Origin of the sequence: Pelagibacterium luteolum, from assembly GCF_900100665.1 — a bacterium.
GTDB lineage: Bacteria > Pseudomonadota > Alphaproteobacteria > Rhizobiales > Devosiaceae > Pelagibacterium > Pelagibacterium luteolum.
The window spans coordinates 120283-137574 of the sequence record NZ_FNCS01000001.1 but is presented as its reverse complement, the minus strand read 5'-3'; the positions used below and the strand labels follow the sequence as shown (position 1 = coordinate 137574).

Here is a 17292-nt window from a genome sequence, read left to right as displayed (position 1 = left end):
CGCATATCCTCATCGGGCGAGCCTTGCCAAAACCGCTTCGCGCTTCTGTCTGCCGTTCAACGCCTTGGTCATCACGCCTTCGGCCAGCGCCTTATCGCGATAGTCGGCAAGCGTGCCGATGACACGGGCCGGCACGCCGGCGGCGACGCTGTCGCTCGGGATATCGCGCGAGACGATTGCGCCGGCGCCGATCACCACATTGGAGCCGATCGTCACCCCCGGCAGGATCACGGTGCCATGCCCGATGAAGACGTTATCGCCTACGGTAATCGGCGCGATCCTGTCGAGATCGGGGTAACGCTCGCGCAATACCCAGACGCCGCCGTCATGGGTTTCGAAATGCGTGCCACTGGCGCTGACGCGATTGCCGAGCGTCACGAGATAGGGTTCGGTGGAAAATGTCACATCGATCAGCCGGCAGCCTTCGCCCATTCGAACGCCGATGGCCCGCGCGTGGCTGATGGGCGCGATCCGTCGCCAGAGGGCATGGATGAAATGACCGATCATGGCGCGGCTCTTTGCGGCAGGCCCAGATCGACGTCTGAGCAAGCGGGCAGGGGCATGATGAGTTTTACGGCCAGCATGAAGAGTGCCGACCAGACGAGAATCCGCACCGGAAAATCGGCGGCATAGCGCGGCAATTGCGCAAAAAGCGCCAGCGCCAGCACATAGCTCACGCTGGCTGCGTCCGATCCGGGAATTGTTATGGCGCGATTGCGCAGCCATCCGGCGATCAACCCCAGCGCGAACAGCCCGACCGGCACACCGGCGGGGCCGAAGTCGACATAAAGATCGGCGATGATCGTCGTGCCCACATTCCACCCGGCATCGGGGGGGGGCATTATGGCGGTGAGGCGGTCGGCGGAGGTTTGGTATGTCGAACCATCACCAAGTGCCCAGCCCCGGATCAGCGGCAACACCCCGGCCAACCCGATCAGCTTGTAGCGGCCATAAGCAAAATCGGTTTCGCCCGGCACCGTGGCGAGCGCAGCGCGGTTGGCGATGGTTGAAATGTTGAAGCTGGTTTCCAGCGTCTGATGGGCCAGAACTGGTGCACGATAGGGGTCTGTCGGCAGGCGCACCGTCTCCAGCACGCCATAGATAAGAAGCCCGGCCACCAGTGCCGCGGTGAGGGCGATCGGTCCTACCGGGCGGCGAAAGCTCGCCCAGCTTCCTATGCCTGCAACGATGATCAGCAGCGCGCCGTTCCGGTCTCCAAATGCGGCGAGATAGACGGCCCAGCCGATTGCGACGCACGCGCCGAGCCCCAGCGATGCCGACCATTTGCGTTTGATGGCCGGCAGGGCGACCGCCATCATGGCCAGCATCACGATCAGCAGCGAGACGCCGTCGGCCACAGCCCCGCCCGATTGTGTTCCGGTGTATCGCCCTTCGCCCGCCGCGCGCCAACCGGCGCCCAGATAGAGCGCGATCAGGGCCAGCATTGCCAAAAGCGTGGCGATGGGCAGGGCGGCAAGACGCCGATCCGGTGCAATCGGCGAGACCACAGGTCCGGCCACATGCCAGCGGCACCCAAGGTAAAACGCAGTGACCCCCAATGTGGAGAGAATGATGGCGCTATTGGCCTCTTCCATGAACGACCGGGTGATAAACCGGCTCGCACCGATATCGAACATGCCCAAGAGCGCCAGTTGATAGGGCAGGAAAAATACGAGCGCGGCGAGTAGCAAAAACAGAGTTTCCGGCGCGATGACCGAGGCGATCTGCGGGCGCATCGCGACCGGGCGGTACAGGGCGTGGGCGATCAGGCCATAGACGACCAAAAGGCACGGCCAGGCGATGATCGGGTCGAACCCTTCAGGCGCAAGCCAATAAAGAATACCCAGCGCCGCGATGGCGAGGCAGCCCAGCGTTCGAAGCCGAGGGGAATTGGCCTCTGTCCTCATCGGCGTACCGCCCGTCTCGCGATGGCCGGCAGGCCCAGCGTCAGGGCAAGCCGTCCTGCAATCAGCCCGGCGATCATCCATGTGATGTCCGCGGTGAGGACAAACCCCGCTATGGCGCAGGCGATCCCCACGACCACCGCGCCGGCGCCCAAAAGCACACGCGGCTTGACGATGAGCATGGCGTCGAGGATCTGAGCTTCGGTGCGAATATGGGCCAGTTGAATTGCAGCGATGACGATCAGCGCGTTGGCGCCAGCGCCCAGATACATGGCGTCCCCGGCCCAAAGCGCAACAAAGGCTGCGTTGGCGCAGATGATCACCGCGCCCACGCCGAACGACAGCAGGAGGCTGGTGCGGCGCGTTTGCGCAATGATCATTGCCGCTTCGGCTCTGTTGCCCGCCGCAAGCCTTGCGCCGAGCCCGGGCATGGCGGCATTGGTGGTCAAAAGGCAGATGACCAGCGCCGTCTGGGCGGCGTAGGCGGTAAAGACATATTGCCCCGCCATCGCCGCGCCGGCCAGAAGGGCGATCAGCACGAGTTCGCTGGCGAGCAATACTTTTTCGATCGCGCTCCAGCCCAGGGTCCAGCCGCCGAGTCGGTTGATATCGGCCATGTCGACGGGCCCTGGCGCGGCTATTCCCCACCAGGGGATCGCCCTCCACGCGAGCCAGTAACACAGCGCCGCCCCCGGGACCGAGCCGAAAAGGACCATCGCCGCCATGCCGACGAGGCCCCATCCGCTTAGGGCGGCAAAGACCAGCCCCGCGCCGACAATGCCCGCCATAAGCGCCGACAAGCCCAGGGCCAGATAGCCCTTGTTCACCCCGATCAGGCTGTAGGCGGGAATGGACACAAGGCCCGCGACGAGGCCGTTGATTGCAAGGATCAGCCCGGCGATGGTGAGATCGGGGCCGGCTTGCGGGAACATCCACGGCAAGGCGAGGACGAGGCCCAGAGCGAGGACGGCGAAGGGCGCTGCCCATAGCGCCCAGTTGACCAGCGCCGATCCGACCCGTCGCCGCAATGCGTCAGCCGATGCTTGCGCATTTTCGCGCGCCAGCACCCATTTGAGCGCCTGCGTCGCGCCGCCCTGCGTGGCGATCACGGTTTCAAAGAGCCTGGCGATGGTCTTCCAGATGCCAAAGCCCGAGGTCCCGAGCGCCGCCAGAAGGATAGGGTTGACGATCAGCCCGACCAGCGCCGTCGTGGCGAAGTTAAGATAGTTGGCGATGCGATTGCGCGCCGTCGCGGAGAGCACGATCCGTCCCCGTACCGGTACGATTTCCAACGATGACGCGCCGTCACTCATCGGCGGTGGCAATGGCTGGGCGGGGTGCGGTGCGCCTTGAGGCAGCGGTGCGCTCCATATGCGCACAGGCTCTATCCAAGATCGGCCCGCGCGCCCATCGCGTCAGTGCCGAGGCTCGCGCGGCTTGTCCCAGCTCCGTGCGCATGACGTCATCGTCGAGCAGGTTCGCAATCGCGGTTGCAAATGCGGGCCCATCCTCTGGCTGCGTGACGATGCCATTGCCCGCGACCGCCGCTGCAAGGCCCGTTCCCGACGCTGCCGTAGCGATGACCGGGCGGCCGGAAGCGAGCATATTGGCGAGCTTTGAGGGCAAAACGAGATCGGCAGCAGACCCCAACTGCGGCAGAAGATGCACACTGGCCAACGCCAGGAGATCGCCGAGCCGCTCCTTTGGCTGCAAATCATAAACGCGCAGATTGGGCAGGGTTTGCGCCGCCGCATCGAGCGCGTCACGGTTTGGTCCCTCACCGCAGATGACGAAGGTCAGATCGCTGCGGGCCTGCAATCGGCGAGCCGCTTCGATGATGATGCCGATCCCCTGCTTGGCCCCGATGGCGCCGGAATAAAGCGCTACGTGCCGGGTGGTGATCCCCCATTGGCGCCGATAGGACGAGGGGCCGGCGTAGTGCGCCGCATCGATGTCGGCCCAGTTGGGAAACAGCACGGCACGCTCCGGGGTGACGCCTTTTTCGACGAGCAGCGCGCGCATCTGGGGCGAAATGGTGCTGACGGTATCGAACCCTTTCAGCAGCCCCGCCTCGAAGCGGCGCGCCAGTGCCATAGCGCGGCCGCGCTCGGGCAGCATGCCGGTGGCGACCGCAGCATCGATCTCGAAGTCCTGGATATGGAGCCAGCTTTTGGCGCCTGCCGCCTTGGCCATTGCAAGCGCGACGGGCGCCGACAAAAGCGATGGCGCAATGGCGATCACCAGATCGGGCCGACCCGTGAGCCCTTTCCACAAAGCGGGCAGGGCTGACGTTGTGGCAAAGCTCGCGTGATGGAGCAGCCGCTTGGCCCCGCTCGGCTTGCCGGGCACATAGTGCGGCAAGCGCAACAGGCGCACGCCGTTTTCGCGCGAGGCTTTAAAGCCCGCCCGCGGAAATCCGTCCATCACGGCCCAATTGGGGTAATAGGGCTGGCCGGCGATCACCTCGACATCGTGACCGCGGGCGGCAAGCGTTTGCGCAAGCCCGGTCGTATAGACGGCAATGCCGATGGGTTCGGGGGCGTAGTTGAGCCCGACGATGGCGATCTTCATGCGGCCCTCCGCTCGAGCGTGTTGCGATACCAGCGATAGGTCGCAGTTATCCCCTCGCGCAGCCCGATCGCCGGACGCCAGCCCAGCGCGTCGAGTCGGCTGCAATCGAGCAGCTTTCGCGGTGTGCCGTCCGGCTTGCCGCTGTCAAAGACCAGGGCGCCGCGATAGCCGACGATCTCGGCCACCAGCGCGGCCAATTCGGCGATCGAAATCTCCTGGCCCGATCCGATGTTGATCGGCATCGCATCGCTATAATCTCGCAGCACGCAGACCAGCGCATCGGCGCAATCACCGACATGGAGAAATTCGCGACGCGGTGTCCCGGTGCCCCAGATCGGCACCGATGGCGCGCCGCGCTCATGGGCCGCGTGGATGCGCGCGATCAGACCGGGCAGGACGTGGCTCGTCGCCAGATCGAAATTGTCGCCCGGGCCATAAAGATTGGTGGGCATGGCCGAAACATAGTCGCGCCCGAACTGCTTGCGGTACGCCTGCGCCAGCTTGATCCCGGCGATCTTGGCAATGGCGTACCATTGGTTGGTCGCCTCCAGTGGTCCCGTGAGCAGCGCATCTTCGGCCATCGGTTGGGCCGCGTCGCGCGGATAGACGCAGCTCGAACCGAGATAGAGAATGCGATCCACATCGGCGGCATGGGCGGCAGCAAAGACGCTTGTGGCCATTTGCAGATTGTCGAGAAGGAAGGGTACCGGCTCGGTGTCATTGGCGAGGATTCCCCCCACCCGCGCCGCGCAAAAGACGATGGCGTCGGGCCGGCTCTCGATGAGAAAGTCGGCGACGTCGTCCTGACGCGTGAGATCGAGCCTTGATCGCTCAACGGTCAGGACGTCGCACGCTTCGCGCGCCAGCCGCCGCATCATCGCGCTGCCCACAAGCCCGTTATGGCCGGCAATCCAGATTCTTTTGCCCGCGATCTTGCCCATGGTTCACTGCGCCTCGACCGCCAGTTCGCCGCGGACCGATTTGAGATCGGCGGCCACCATTTCGCGCACCAGCGCGCGCACGCCGGTTCTGGCCCGCCAGCCCAGTTTTTCGCGCGCCTTTCGGCAGTCGCCGAGCAGCACGTCGACTTCGGTAGGGCGGAAATAGCGCGGGTCGACGGAAACGAGGCATTTGCCGTTTCTTGTGTCGAAGCCTTTTTCGTCCACGCCCTCGCCACGCCAGTCGAGCGTGATGCCGATTTCGGAAAACGCCCATTGGGTGAACTGGCGCACAGTGGTCGTGACGCCGGTTGCCAGCACATAATCGTCGGGCTGTTCCTGCTGCAGCATCAGCCACATGCCCTCGACATATTCGCGCGCGTGTCCCCAGTCGCGGCAGGCGTCGAGATTGCCCAGATAGAGGCACTGGCCGCGCCCGTGGGCGATCGCCGCCACGGCGCGAGTGATCTTGCGGGTGACGAAGGTTTCGCCGCGCAGCGGGCTTTCATGGTTGAACAAGATGCCGTTCGAGGCGTGCATGCCATAGGCTTCGCGATAGTTCACCACCATCCAATAGGCGTAGAGCTTTGCCGCTGCATAGGGCGAGCGCGGCGCAAAGGGTGTGGTCTCGGTCTGCGGGGCGGCGGCGCATCGGCCATAGAGTTCGGAGGTCGCCGCCTGATAGAATTTGGTCCGCCCCTCAAGGCCCAATATGCGGATCGCCTCGAGCAACCGCACCGTGCCCAACCCGTCGGCATTAGCCGTATATTCGGCGGTGTCGAACGACACTTTCACATGGCTTTGCGCCGCGAGATTATAGATCTCGTCGGGCCGAGTTTCCTTGACGATGCGGATGAGATTGGTGGCGTCGGTCAGGTCGCCATAATGGAGATTGAACTGGCCATTACTGCCATGCGGCCCATAATGGAGGGCATCGATACGTTCGGTGTTGAACGACGACGAGCGCCGCTTGATGCCGTGGACGGTATAGCCCTTCTCGAGCAGAAGTTTTGCCAGATAGGCGCCGTCCTGTCCGGTCACTCCAGTGATCAGTGCTGTCTTGGTCATGCGTCCCCCGGTTCGGTCTTATCGTCCGGTGCCGCGCAGGATTTCGCGCGTCACCGTTAGCCAGACGATCTTGATGTCCAGCGTAAGTGAGATGTTTTGCAGATAGGCAAGATCATGGTCGATGCGCGCCTGCGCGCTGTCGGTGTCGGCAACCACACCGCGCAGTCCATTGACCTGCGCCCAGCCGGAAATCCCCGGACGTATCGTCAGGCGCTGCGCGTAGTGCGGGACGAGGTCGTCATAGCGCTGCCCGGCCACATGCATGTCGATCACATGCGGGCGCGGACCGACCATGCTCATCTCGCCCCGCAACACGTTGAAAATCTGCGGCAGTTCGTCAAACGATGTGCGCCGCAGCACGGCGCCGACCGCGGTCACGCTCTCTTGGTGCGCTGCTTCGGTCCGCATGGAGCGGAACTTGTAAATGGTGAACGGGCGCCCGTTCTGACCGGCGCGAATTTGGGTAAAAAGGATCGGTCCCGGCCCCGACAGCTTCACCGCCAGCCCGGCCAGCAGCATCAGCGGCCAAAGCGTGGCGAGGAGCCATAGCGCCAGCCCAATATCTAAGCTGCGCTTGGCCAGGCCCGGCACTCTGGCGGGCACCAGAGGCGCGCCCGCGCGACGCTTGAGGACCAGCCCTGAATGGAGGGTGCGCTCAAGATTATCGGTGCCGATCGGCCGTGGAACGAGCGATGGATTGAGGGCGCGCAACAGCGCGGACGCGAGCGTCTGTTCACCTGTGTCGTGCCCTAGAAAATCAACCATCGCCCCCGTGCCCCATTCTTGCCTAAATGGTTAACGCCCGGGTAACAGACTGGCCGACACTTTTCAGAACATCAAGCAGAACGCCGCTCAGCTGGAAGCCGGCGCCGTTGCGATTCCTCGCTTTATTCTAACATTTTAGAGCGGTTTGACAGCTCGGGCAGCCTCGGATAGCGCGGCGATTGCCAGTCCCATGGCTTCGGATCGCCCAACGCTGATCCGGATGCAGCGGTCGAGGACCGGCACCATGGGTTTACGTACGAAAATTCCCTTATCAAGCATGGCCGCGAGCATCGCGTCGGCGCGTTGGCTCGAACCGCAATCGATGGCGACGAAATTGGTCGCCGAGGGGAGGGCGACCAGCCCGGCCTCGCGTGCTGTTGCGACCAGTTCATGGCGCGCGGCGGCAATCTTTTCCACGATGTTATCCACATGGTCGCGATCGGCCAACGCGACCAGCGCTGCATGCTGCGCCAGCTTGTTGACGCCGAAATGATTGCGGATGCGATCGAACAGCGACACGATTTCGGGCATGCCGAACGCATAGGCCACCCGCATTCCGGCCAGTCCGTAAGCCTTTGAAAAGGTTCTGAACCGTACCAGATTGGGCTGCATCAACGTCGCGGGAGGCAATGTCCCCTCCGGTGCCGTTTCGCCATAGGCTTCATCGAGGATGATCAGCGTCTCCTCGGGCACCGCTTTGACGAATGTTTCCACCGCCTGCGCATCCCACCACGTCCCCATCGGATTGTCGGGGTTGGCGAGATAGACGACCCGTGTCGGCGCGAGGCGGGTCGCCGCGACCAGGGCGTCGAGGTCTTCCCTGTCATCGGCATAGGGCACTTTGACGAGGTCGGCCCCTTGCGCTGCGACATGATAGTTGAAGGTCGGATAGGCCCCCAGCGATGTCACCACCCGATCGCCGGGTTCGAGAAACAACCGGCAGGTCAGTCCCAGCAGCCCGTCGATCCCTTCGCCCACGGTAATCGCATCAATCCCGACGCCCAGATGGTGGCTCAGCGCCTCGCGCAGCAGGAAGTTTTCGCTGTCCCCATAGGTCCAGACGTCCCCAGCCATCTCGGCAATCGCCGCGATCACTTTGGGCGAGGGTCCAAACCCGCTTTCATTGGCGCCAAGCCGCGCCAGAAACGGTTTTCCCGTCCTGCGCTCGATCACCTCCGGGCCGACGAAGGGCACAGTCGCGGGCAATTGGGCGATGACCCTTGTGGGGCGTGGTGGCGTCATTTGGGTTCTCCTCCCGGGTGGCGCTCAAACCAGCCCGAACATCTCGTCCTGCAGCCGCCGCAGTTTGTAGAGCTTGGTGGTCGTGTCTGGCGTTGCGTTGGCGCTGGTCAGAAGATCGCCCTTCTTGACCGCTGCCGTCACGCGACCGCCTTCGAGAAGGCCGACGGGAATGGCGCCCGCCGCGCGCGCTTCGGGGACGGTCATCGTCCAGGAGCGGTAGCAGGTCTCGCCGATCGCATCGAGCGGTTCGCCGGCGGCAAGATCGCGCTTGGCGACGGCGCAGACTTCGGCGACAGGCTGGGGCAGGGGCACCATGTCGGCCCTGCCGTGGATCATGATGCGAGCAGCCGTCAGCGGCACTTCGAGGCTGGTTAGATGATAGGGCCGGAAAAACCCGTAATAGGGCCCGACGCCCACATGGAGATCGTCCATGCGCTCGACGACGCGGGGATGGGTCGCCTTGGCGACGACGAAGACTCCCGGCGCCACGCCCTTGCCGATGGTATAATCGACAACCCCCGAGCGCCCCAGAACCCCGCCATCCTCACGCGGGATCAAGACCTTGGCCAGCGTCTCGCGGTCGGCGTTCGGCCCGTGCATGCCGGGCACGTCGGGCACCAGTCCCGTGGCGTTGGCGATGGCTGCCATTTCCACCATGGTTTTCGATCCGTCGATGAATTCGACAAGCATGCGCGGGTTCATGTTCCGCCGCTCGGCTTCCTCGCGATACTGGTCGGGCACCGCGTCATGGTTGAGCGGGTTGTTCTTGCCCTTGCCGGCCGAAACGATCTCCAGCCCCAGCGCCGAAACGAACTCGATCAGTTCCATGCAGGAGGAGGGCTCGTCCCCCGCTCCGACCGAATAGATGACGCCCAGCCGGTCGGCCTCGTGCTTGAGATAGGGCCCGATCGTCACGTCCGCTTCGACATTCATCATTACGAGATGCTTGCCGTGCTCCATGCCGAGCAGGTCGAAATCGGCGCCCACGCCGGGCTTGCCGGTCGCATCGATGATCACGTCCACTTCGGGAGCCGTCACCATCAGTTCGGTGTCCGAGGTCACGGCAATCCGCCCGCCATCGATCGCCGCGCTCATGGCCGACCGGCTCTCGACCTCACACGCATGGGCCGCGCCTTCGCCGGCGCCATAGGCGATATCCATCGCATGCATTGCCGTATGCGGCCGTCGGGTCGAGATCGCCGCGATCTCGATGCCGTCCATCAGCGACACTTGCGTCACGAGATCGGTGCCCATTTCCCCCGAGCCGATAATGCCCAGCCGGATCGGCTTGCCGGTTTCGGCACGGAGTTGCAGGTCGCGGGCGATGCCGGTTTTGGTGATTGTCATAACCCTTGGGGGCTCTTTGGTTACGTGTGGGGTGGGCTAACTAGATCATTTTCGCCTCCGATGGAAACATCCGCGCACCTTGAGACTTTCTTTTTCTCAACCGGCAGGGCCAAATGGCTCAACGGATTTCGGAGGGCTCATGGACGATTTCATTTCCATTTCGGTCGAAGAGGCGTGCGGGGTCATCCGGCTCACACGTCCCGCCGCCATCAACGCGCTGACCCCGGACATGATCGCCGAGGTGCTCGACGCCCTCCACGACTGGGCTGATGAGGAGCGTATCGGCGCGGTTTTGATCGAAGGCGAGGGCGAACGCGGCCTTTGCGCCGGTGGCGATGTGCGCCTCACCCGCGATGGCGTCCTCTCGGGGGATTTCGGGCGCGTTCACTCCTTCTTTGCCGAAGAATACGAAATGAACCGGCTGATCGCGACGTACGAGAAGCCCATCGTCGCCATCCAGCATGGTGTCGTCATGGGTGGCGGCATCGGCATTTCCTCGCATGCGCGTTATCGCATCGCCACGCCCACCAGCATTTTCGCCATGCCCGAAGCGGCGATCGGATTTTTCTGCGACGTGGGCGTCAACGCGCTGCTCTATAAGACAACCCAGGCGCGCGCGCTGGCGTTTCTGCTTTCGGGCCAATCGGTCGGCGCCGCCGATGCCATGTCGCTCGGCCTCGCCGATGCCATGGTCGAAACCCGAAGCCTGCAGGGCCTGCGCGACCGGATCGTCGAAGCCGCCCAGGCAAACGAGCCCGACACCACCATAACGGCACTGATCCAGGGCGCATCCGCCGATCCAGGCCCGGCCCAGTTCTGCGCCCTCGCCGATACGCTCGAAGAGGTTTTTTCCCAACCGAACACCGAAAAGATCATCGAAGCCCTGCGCGATTGGGGCGATGATGGCGACCCGGCCTCAGCTGCGCTTTACGCCCGCATCGCCCGCCACTGCCCCACCAGCCTCGTCGCCATCACCTTGACGCACCGCCTGGCCCGCAAGCAGCGCGATGTGAGGACCATTCTCGAAACCGATCTTGGCATGGCCAAACTCCTTGCCCTGCGCCCCGATTTCGCCGAAGGCGTGCGCGCGGTTCTGGTTGACAAGGACAAGGCGCCCAAATGGGAACCGGCCCGCCTGACCGATGTGGACATCGGCGAGCTTGAGAGGGTTTTGGGTATCGCAGAGGGCGTGCCGGCCTAGCGCCCCAAAACGTCGGTGTCCGCTCTACCGCCTTGCCTCACCCCCGAGGCTGCAGCAACCAGTGCCTTCAAAGCGTCCTCTGTCTCGCCTCACCCCACCCGTCATCCCGGCCTTGCGCCGGGATCCAGTATCCTCCGCGCCAGATGGTATTCCCCGCCGCCAACCCACCACCACGGAGCATACTGGGTCCCGGGTCTTCGCCCGGGATGACAGCGGTTGGTGTGGCGAGGCTGCAACCAGTGCCTTCAAAGCGTCCTCTGTCTCGCCTCACCCCACCCGTCATCCCGGCCTTGCGCCGGGACCCAGTATCCTCGGCGCCAGATGGCATCCCCGCCGCCAACTCACGCCGCCGGAGCATACTGGGTCCCGGGTCGTCGCCCCGGATGACAGCGGTTGGTGTTGCACGGCTGCAGCATACGGCGCCCGCCACACGCTCCGCCCCTTCACGCCATCTGCGCCTGCCGTGGTGTATCGCCGGCGCCCTTGGCGGGCGGAAATGCAAGTGCCATGGCCGCCGCCGCCACGCCGACGACCGCAGAGGCGATGTAGAGCCAGTGATAGCTCCCGTAGGTGTCGTACAGCCACCCGCCGCCCACTGGGCCGAAGGCCATGCCGATCGAGGAGGTCATGGTCGCGGCCCCCAACACTGTACCCATCACATGGGGCCCGAAATAGTCGCGCGCCAGAACCGCATAGAGCGGCATCACACCGCCATAGGCCATGCCAAGCACCACGGCCAGCATGTAGAAATCGGTCAGTTGCGTCACATAGATGTAGCTGTAGATACCTACGGCCTGCAGCGCCAAACCGGCGATCAGGACTTTCTTGACCCCCAGCCGGTCGGCGGCGATGCCGAACACCAACCGCCCGAACAGCCCCGCTACGCCCTCGACGCTATAGATCGAGGCCGCCGCCAGCGCGGGAACCCCGCACAGCATGGCGTAGCTCACCGTATGGAAGATCGGACCCGAATGGGCGGCGCAGCACAAAAAGAACGTCGCCGCGAGGACGATGAATTGCGGCGTGCGCAGGGCGGAGAACGCCGTTTTCGGCGCAGGTTCGCGCGGCGCTACGTCGCTTTGCTGGGTCGGCTCGGCCTCGGCGATAGCCGCCGGTGCGCGGCGGATCAAAAAGCTCGCCGGCACCAGCAAGACTGTTGCCCCGACCGCCGTCATCAGCATGGCGCTGCGCCAGCCATAAATTTCGATCAGAAGGCTCGCAAAGGGCGTAATCACCATCGGCGCCACGCCCGCGCCCAATGACACCAGCGACACCGCGAGGCTGCGGTGCTTGTCGAACCACCCGACGGTCGTTGCCATGATGGGGGCAAAAAACGCGCCGCCCGCCGCGCCCACCAGCCCGCCATAGGCGATCTGGAAGACGAGCAGATCATTTGCGCGGCTGGCTAAAAACAGGCCCGCGCCCAAAATGATCGCCGCGATGAACACCACCGGCTTGGCGCCGATCCTGTCGGTCAGCGTGCCCCACAAGAAGCCCGCCACGCCCATGACGACGAAGCCGATGGTCATGGCCATCGATATTCCCGCCCGCGTCCAGCCGGTTTCCTCGGCGATCGGCGCGAGATAGACGGGCAGGGCGAACATGGCGCCCATCGCAACACATGTGATCACCGCGCCGGCGGCAACGATCACCCAGCCATAATGAAGAGACTTCATAACCACCTCCATTGCGCAAAAGCTGGAGTGAAGACGCATCAGATTGCGCCTTTCCGACACAGGGCGGCAACAAATTTCGTCCGACCTTGCGTGAGGTGCCTGGCGCGCGCCTATGGTTAGGATTTCTTAAACGCTTCTTGGACACACTCGCCCCAGAAAAAGTCCGGGCGGGAGTCCACCAACACATGGCCAAATCGCAAGTCCAGTCCGTTGCCCTGCCGCGGATTGTCGACCTCGACGCGCTCGACGAGATCAGGGACACGCTTCTGGATGCGCTCCATGCCGGCCCGGTCGAAATCGCCGCCGACAAGGTCGAGCGGGTGTCGACCAATGCGCTGTTCATGCTGTTGTCCGCCGCTGCCACGGCTCAAAAGGCCAGTTTCGAGTTCTCCATCATTTCGGCCAGCGATGCGGTCAGGGCGGCGATAGCCAAGCTCGGTCTGGGTGACGCCTTCGCTCCTGTCCTCAAGGGATAATCTTATGCGCGTTCTTACCGTCGACGATTCGCGGACCATCCTTGCGATGCTGCACCACACCCTCACCAATGCGGGGTTCGAGGTGCTGCAGGCCGAAAACGGTCAAGTGGGCCTCGACATGCTGGGCCGGGAAGATGTCGACGTGGTGATCACCGACATCAACATGCCCGTCATGGATGGCATCGAGTTCATCAAACAGGTGCGCGCCACCGGCAAGCACCAGAGCCTGCCGATTCTGATCCTCACCACCGAGACCAGCCAGGACAAGCGCGATCAGGGCCGCGCCGCCGGCGGCACGGGCTGGATCGTCAAACCGTTCGATCCCGAAAAACTCATCAGCGTGATCAACAAGGTCGTTCATTGACGATTTTCAGACGCAACAAGGGGGTGCGGCTGTACCATGAGTGACCTCGACGAATTCAAGGCCACCTATTTCGACGAATGTTCCGAACTGCTGCTCGAACTCGAAGAGCAGTTTTCGGCCATTCAGGAGGGCGACCGAGACAGCGAACGGCTCAATGCCGTGTTCCGCGCCATCCACTCGATCAAGGGCGGCGGCGGGGCCTTCGGGTTCGACGGGCTTGTCAAATTCGCCCATTCGTTCGAAACGCTTCTCGACTATGTCCGTGACGGCAAGGTCGAACTGAGCGAGGACGTCATCGTTCTCTGCATCCGCTCGATCGATATCGTTGCCGATTTCGTCGGCGCGGCGCGCACCGGCGATGCGCTTGCCGCCAGTTATGGCGCCGTCGAGAAAGCCCAGTTCGACGCCCTGGCGCGCGGCCAATCAGCCGGTGCCGCATCGACTGATGACGAGCCGATGGACGATTTCGATATCGATTTCACCCCCGTCGCCGTCAATCTCGAGCGCGAACTTCCCATGGCGTCCACAGCGCCTGCGACCGATGGCATGACCCGCTGGACCATCGGGTTCACCCCCTTTCCGACGCTGTACGAGCGCGCCAACGATCCGCTGCTGTTGTTCCGCGAACTGGGCATGCTCGGCACGATGACCGTCACGCCACGGCTCAAGCCCATGCCGAAACTGGCCGATTTCGATCCGTTCGGGGTTTATTGCGCCTGGGATATCGAACTGGTGTCCGATAGGGCCAGCGCCGACACCATCCGCGAGGTCTTTGAATTCGTCGATGGCGATTGCGCCATCACCATCGAGATGCACGAAGGGTCCGCCCCCGCCGCAATCGCGCTCGACGACGATGATCTTCCCAGCTTTGCCGCTCTGGCCGAGATGGCCAAGGCGGAGCGCAAGTTCATCGCCACGGGCGACGCCGACGACATGGGGGCCGGAGCCGACCTTTCGGCCCTGCTGGACGATACAAAAGCCGAGGCTGCGGCGCCTGCACCGCTTCACCTCGTCGCGGAAGCCGCGCCCGCGCCGGCCACCGCCGCCAATCGCGACCGCAGCACCGACGCGCCCGAAGATAGCGCAAGTTCGGGCCGTCCTGTCGGCATGCAGTCGATCCGCGTCGATCTCGACAAGGTCGATCGCGTCGTCAACATGGTGGGCGAGCTGGTCATCACCCAGTCCATGCTCACTCAGCAGATGGATGACGCCATCCGCGACCGCTACCAGGAGCTGGTGCGCGGTATCGAGGTTCTGGCGCAGACCACGCGCGGGCTGCAGGACGCTGTAATGGCCATCCGCGCCCAGCCGGTCAAATCGGTCTTTTCGCGCATGCCACGCCTCGTGCGCGAACTGGCATCGAAAACCGGCAAGAAGATCAAGCTCGAAACCATCGGCGAGAACACTGAGATCGACAAGACGGTCATCGAGCAGCTCTCCGATCCGCTCACCCACATGGTGCGCAATTCGGCCGATCACGGCATCGAAAGCCCTGAAAAGCGCGTGTCGCGCGGCAAGCCGGAAGTGGGCACGGTGCGCCTTTCGGCCGAGCAGGCCGGCGGCAACATTCTGATCATCGTCGAGGACGATGGCGGTGGGATCAACCGCGACCGCGTGCTCGAAATCGCCCGCGAACGCGGCGTCGTCGGCCCCGACCAGCAAATGACCGACGAGCAGATCGACAATCTGATCTTTGCGCCTGGCTTTTCCACGGCTTCGGAAGTCTCCGACATTTCCGGTCGCGGCGTGGGGATGGACGTCGTCCTCTCCAACATCAAGAAGATCGGCGGCTCGGTCCATGTTCGCTCATGGACCGGCAAGGGCACCCGCATGACCCTCCGCCTGCCTTTGACCCTTGCCGTCCTCGACGTGATGCTGGTCAAGGTCGCGGGTTCGCCTTACGTCATTCCGCTGTCCTCGATCGTTGAAACCATCCAGAACTCGCGCGCCGATTTCGGCCACATGCCGTCGGGCGGCAAGGTGCTGCAGGTGCGCGGCGAATATGTCCAGGTCGTCGATCTGGCCACACGGTTCGAAATGACCACCGATCAGGCCGAAGACAGCCGGTTCGTCGTACTCTGCGAAGCCGAGGGCAATTCCAAGATCGCGCTCGTCGTCGATGACATCATCGGCCAGCAGCAGGTCGTCATCAAATCGCTGGAAGAAAACTTCGAGCGCATTGACGGCATCGCCGGCGGCACGATTCTGGGCGACGGTAACGTTGCGTTGATTGTTGATGTGCAAAGTCTCAAGTCAGGGACCGCGCACCAGACCGCTGCTTGACCTCGAATGGGTGTGCGGCGTGCGGCTGAATGAGGGATAATGATATGGAAGCGCTTGGCATTCGTGACGACTATTCCGATGGCACTGCCGCGAGCCAGAACACGCTGCAGCTGATCGCCTTTTCGATCGACGAGCAGATCTATGGCGTCGAGATCACCACGGTCCGCGAAATCCGCGCCTGGAACGGGGCGACCCCACTGCCCAACACGCGCGAATATGTGCGCGGCGTCATCAATCTGCGCGGCACCATCGTCCCGATCTTCGATCTGCGCGCCCGCTTCGGCGATGGCAAGACCAACCCCACCAAGAACCACGTCGTCGTAGTGATGAGCGTTGGCGACAAATGGATCGGCATCCTCGTCGATGCGGTCTCAGACATTCTGACGGTCTCGAAAGACGACATCCACACTGTCCCCGAAGGCAATTCGGTCGACACCGAACTTTTGAACGGCATCGTCACCCATGACGGCCGCATGGTCGGCCTCATCGACCTCGCCGCCGTCGTCTCCGGCGCCAAGACCGACGCCTGATCGGCACCAGTTTCCCGCTTAGCGCCCGTTACGAGCCCTCCGGCCACTCGCCCCCAAGGGCGAGGGTTGAGTCATGCCGCAAGCCATGATCTCAACACGCGGCGGCCGGACCCCCTCTCCCTGGGGAAAGGGCCTGGGTGAGGCGGCCTGCTGCGCAAGTGGTGCGTCTCGCGTTACCCACGCCCCCAAACTGTCATCCCGGCCTTGAGCCGGGAGCCAGTATGCTCAACATTCGATGGGATTTTCTGGCTACCTCATAACCACCGAGCATACTGGCTCCCGGGTCTTCGCCCGGGATGACATCGGTGGTTCGTGGCGAGGATGTAGGCAAACTCAAGCGCCAATTTCGGACCGCGCGTCGGCGATTTGAACGTCGGTCTCAGAAAAACTCGACTTCGCCCGAATTGGTTCGCGCGGCGATGCCCGAGAGGGATTCATCGCGCAGTTCGTCGAGCGTCAGGGTCGCCCAGACGTCATCGCTGGCCGGGCCTTTGGCGCCATCGGCGAGATCGGCCATCTTGCGGGCGGCTTCCGCCATGTTGCGGCAGCGCTGCTCGATGCGGTCCTGCATCTGGAGGGCGACGACGATCTGGCGGATGGCTGTGGATCGGGCTGCGGCGCACTCGATAGAGGTATCGCCCAGGGTCAGCAAACTGGCCGTGATCCCATCGACCATTTCAGCGGTCTGACGGGCCGTTTCTTCCAATTCCCGCGCCAGCTTCTGCAAACCCATGCACGCCCCTCCTGGGCTCATTGCGACCTCGAGTTTAGGGCATAACTCCTAAACCGATGCTTGCGTTTTATGTCCCCCCAACACATCGCCCAGTTAGGGTTAGCAAAGGGATAACGAATGGGCCTGTAGGGTCGTAAAAATGGCCGCAATTTCGCAAAGGCCAAACGTGGGCACCGCAGGGGACGGCGAGGTTC

The 17292-nt window shown here is 63.5% G+C and carries 16 protein-coding genes; 5 read left to right on the top strand and 11 right to left on the bottom strand.

The features are described 5' to 3' along the window. Window positions 1-9 precede the first annotated feature (9 nt). The 9 genes from BLR31_RS00690 to BLR31_RS00655 form a co-directional block, all read right to left on the bottom strand. Window positions 10-507 (bottom strand): acyltransferase, encoded by a 498-nt coding sequence (locus tag BLR31_RS00690; protein WP_090589720.1) that lies wholly within the window; start codon window positions 505-507, stop codon window positions 10-12. After that, a complete protein-coding gene (locus tag BLR31_RS21515) occupies window positions 504-1907 on the bottom strand; it encodes an O-antigen polymerase (protein ID WP_176762442.1) in 1404 nt (467 codons plus the stop codon). Before BLR31_RS21515 ends, BLR31_RS00690 begins: the two co-directional genes overlap by 4 nt. Beyond that, on the bottom strand, window positions 1904-3283 hold the full coding sequence (locus BLR31_RS21510) for a hypothetical protein (RefSeq protein ID WP_176762441.1): 1380 nt from the start codon (window positions 3281-3283) through the stop codon (window positions 1904-1906). Before BLR31_RS21510 ends, BLR31_RS21515 begins: the two co-directional genes overlap by 4 nt. Then, window positions 3210-4475, bottom strand: a complete 1266-nt coding sequence (locus tag BLR31_RS00680) for a WcaI family glycosyltransferase (RefSeq protein WP_090589712.1) — start codon at window positions 4473-4475, stop codon at window positions 3210-3212. The genes BLR31_RS21510 and BLR31_RS00680 overlap by 74 nt, the downstream gene beginning before the upstream one ends. Further along, complete coding sequence (locus BLR31_RS00675; protein ID WP_090589709.1) at window positions 4472-5416, bottom strand: GDP-L-fucose synthase family protein; 945 nt, start codon at window positions 5414-5416, stop codon at window positions 4472-4474. Before BLR31_RS00675 ends, BLR31_RS00680 begins: the two co-directional genes overlap by 4 nt. A 3-nt stretch (window positions 5417-5419) precedes the next feature. Beyond that, window positions 5420-6481 carry a GDP-mannose 4,6-dehydratase gene (gene gmd, locus BLR31_RS00670; RefSeq protein ID WP_090589705.1) on the bottom strand — a complete coding sequence of 354 codons (1062 nt, stop codon included), beginning with the start codon at window positions 6479-6481 and terminating at the stop codon, window positions 5420-5422. An 18-nt stretch (window positions 6482-6499) separates the two neighbouring features. Continuing rightward, window positions 6500-7246, bottom strand: a complete 747-nt coding sequence (locus BLR31_RS00665) for a sugar transferase (RefSeq protein WP_090589701.1) — start codon at window positions 7244-7246, stop codon at window positions 6500-6502. Window positions 7247-7381: 135 nt separating this feature from the next. Then, the gene (locus BLR31_RS00660) at window positions 7382-8488 is read right to left on the bottom strand and encodes a pyridoxal phosphate-dependent aminotransferase (protein WP_090589696.1); all 1107 of its coding nucleotides are present in this window, start codon (window positions 8486-8488) and stop codon (window positions 7382-7384) included. 24 nt (window positions 8489-8512) lie between these two features. Continuing rightward, complete coding sequence (locus BLR31_RS00655) at window positions 8513-9835, bottom strand: NAD(P)H-dependent oxidoreductase (protein WP_090589693.1); 1323 nt, start codon at window positions 9833-9835, stop codon at window positions 8513-8515. Window positions 9836-9974: 139 nt separating this feature from the next. On the opposite strand from BLR31_RS00655, the gene BLR31_RS00650 reads away from it, so the two are divergent. Continuing rightward, the gene (locus tag BLR31_RS00650; protein WP_090589689.1) at window positions 9975-11036 is read left to right on the top strand and encodes an enoyl-CoA hydratase/isomerase family protein; all 1062 of its coding nucleotides are present in this window, start codon (window positions 9975-9977) and stop codon (window positions 11034-11036) included. Window positions 11037-11479: 443 nt separating this feature from the next. On the opposite strand, the gene BLR31_RS00645 is transcribed toward BLR31_RS00650, so the two are convergent. After that, window positions 11480-12712 carry an MFS transporter gene (locus BLR31_RS00645; protein WP_090591929.1) on the bottom strand — a complete coding sequence of 411 codons (1233 nt, stop codon included), beginning with the start codon at window positions 12710-12712 and terminating at the stop codon, window positions 11480-11482. Between the two features lie 185 nt (window positions 12713-12897). Between BLR31_RS00645 and BLR31_RS00640 the strand changes: the two genes are divergently transcribed. Genes BLR31_RS00640 through BLR31_RS00625 form a run of 4 tightly spaced genes read left to right on the top strand, consistent with a single transcriptional unit; the run spans window position 12898 to window position 16365 of the window. Then, a complete protein-coding gene (locus BLR31_RS00640) occupies window positions 12898-13188 on the top strand; it encodes an STAS domain-containing protein (protein WP_090589685.1) in 291 nt (96 codons plus the stop codon). 4 nt (window positions 13189-13192) lie between these two features. Next, the gene (locus BLR31_RS00635; RefSeq protein ID WP_090589682.1) at window positions 13193-13552 is read left to right on the top strand and encodes a response regulator; all 360 of its coding nucleotides are present in this window, start codon (window positions 13193-13195) and stop codon (window positions 13550-13552) included. A 36-nt stretch (window positions 13553-13588) separates the two neighbouring features. Then, window positions 13589-15835 (top strand): chemotaxis protein CheA, encoded by a 2247-nt coding sequence (locus BLR31_RS00630; protein ID WP_090589678.1) that lies wholly within the window; start codon window positions 13589-13591, stop codon window positions 15833-15835. A gap of 44 nt (window positions 15836-15879) precedes the next feature. Then, window positions 15880-16365: a chemotaxis protein CheW gene (locus tag BLR31_RS00625; RefSeq protein WP_090591925.1), complete on the top strand. Its 486-nt coding sequence runs from the start codon at window positions 15880-15882 to the stop codon at window positions 16363-16365. Window positions 16366-16744: 379 nt separating this feature from the next. Here BLR31_RS00625 and BLR31_RS00620 read toward each other — a convergent pair whose 3' ends face one another. Continuing rightward, entirely contained in the window at window positions 16745-17098 is a 354-nt protein-coding gene (locus BLR31_RS00620) for a hypothetical protein (RefSeq protein WP_090589675.1), read from the bottom strand. Window positions 17099-17292 lie beyond the last annotated feature (194 nt).

Bases quoted from the DNA above. Each gene is read 5' to 3' on its own strand.
- BLR31_RS00690 (WP_090589720.1), bottom strand. From the start codon at position 507: ATGATCGGTCATTTCATCCATGCCCTCTGGCGACGGATCGCGCCCATC.
- BLR31_RS21515 (WP_176762442.1), bottom strand. From the start codon at position 1,907: ATGAGGACAGAGGCCAATTCCCCTCGGCTTCGAACGCTGGGCTGCCTC.
- BLR31_RS00680 (WP_090589712.1), bottom strand. From the start codon at position 4,475: ATGAAGATCGCCATCGTCGGGCTCAACTACGCCCCCGAACCCATCGGC.
- BLR31_RS00675 (WP_090589709.1), bottom strand. From the start codon at position 5,416: ATGGGCAAGATCGCGGGCAAAAGAATCTGGATTGCCGGCCATAACGGG.
- gmd (WP_090589705.1), bottom strand. From the start codon at position 6,481: ATGACCAAGACAGCACTGATCACTGGAGTGACCGGACAGGACGGCGCC.
- BLR31_RS00665 (WP_090589701.1), bottom strand. From the start codon at position 7,246: ATGGTTGATTTTCTAGGGCACGACACAGGTGAACAGACGCTCGCGTCC.
- BLR31_RS00660 (WP_090589696.1), bottom strand. From the start codon at position 8,488: ATGACGCCACCACGCCCCACAAGGGTCATCGCCCAATTGCCCGCGACT.
- BLR31_RS00655 (WP_090589693.1), bottom strand. From the start codon at position 9,835: ATGACAATCACCAAAACCGGCATCGCCCGCGACCTGCAACTCCGTGCC.
- BLR31_RS00650 (WP_090589689.1), top strand. From the start codon at position 9,975: ATGGACGATTTCATTTCCATTTCGGTCGAAGAGGCGTGCGGGGTCATC.
- BLR31_RS00645 (WP_090591929.1), bottom strand. From the start codon at position 12,712: ATGAAGTCTCTTCATTATGGCTGGGTGATCGTTGCCGCCGGCGCGGTG.
- BLR31_RS00640 (WP_090589685.1), top strand. From the start codon at position 12,898: ATGGCCAAATCGCAAGTCCAGTCCGTTGCCCTGCCGCGGATTGTCGAC.
- BLR31_RS00635 (WP_090589682.1), top strand. From the start codon at position 13,193: ATGCGCGTTCTTACCGTCGACGATTCGCGGACCATCCTTGCGATGCTG.
- BLR31_RS00630 (WP_090589678.1), top strand. From the start codon at position 13,589: ATGAGTGACCTCGACGAATTCAAGGCCACCTATTTCGACGAATGTTCC.
- BLR31_RS00625 (WP_090591925.1), top strand. From the start codon at position 15,880: ATGGAAGCGCTTGGCATTCGTGACGACTATTCCGATGGCACTGCCGCG.
- BLR31_RS00620 (WP_090589675.1), bottom strand. From the start codon at position 17,098: ATGGGTTTGCAGAAGCTGGCGCGGGAATTGGAAGAAACGGCCCGTCAG.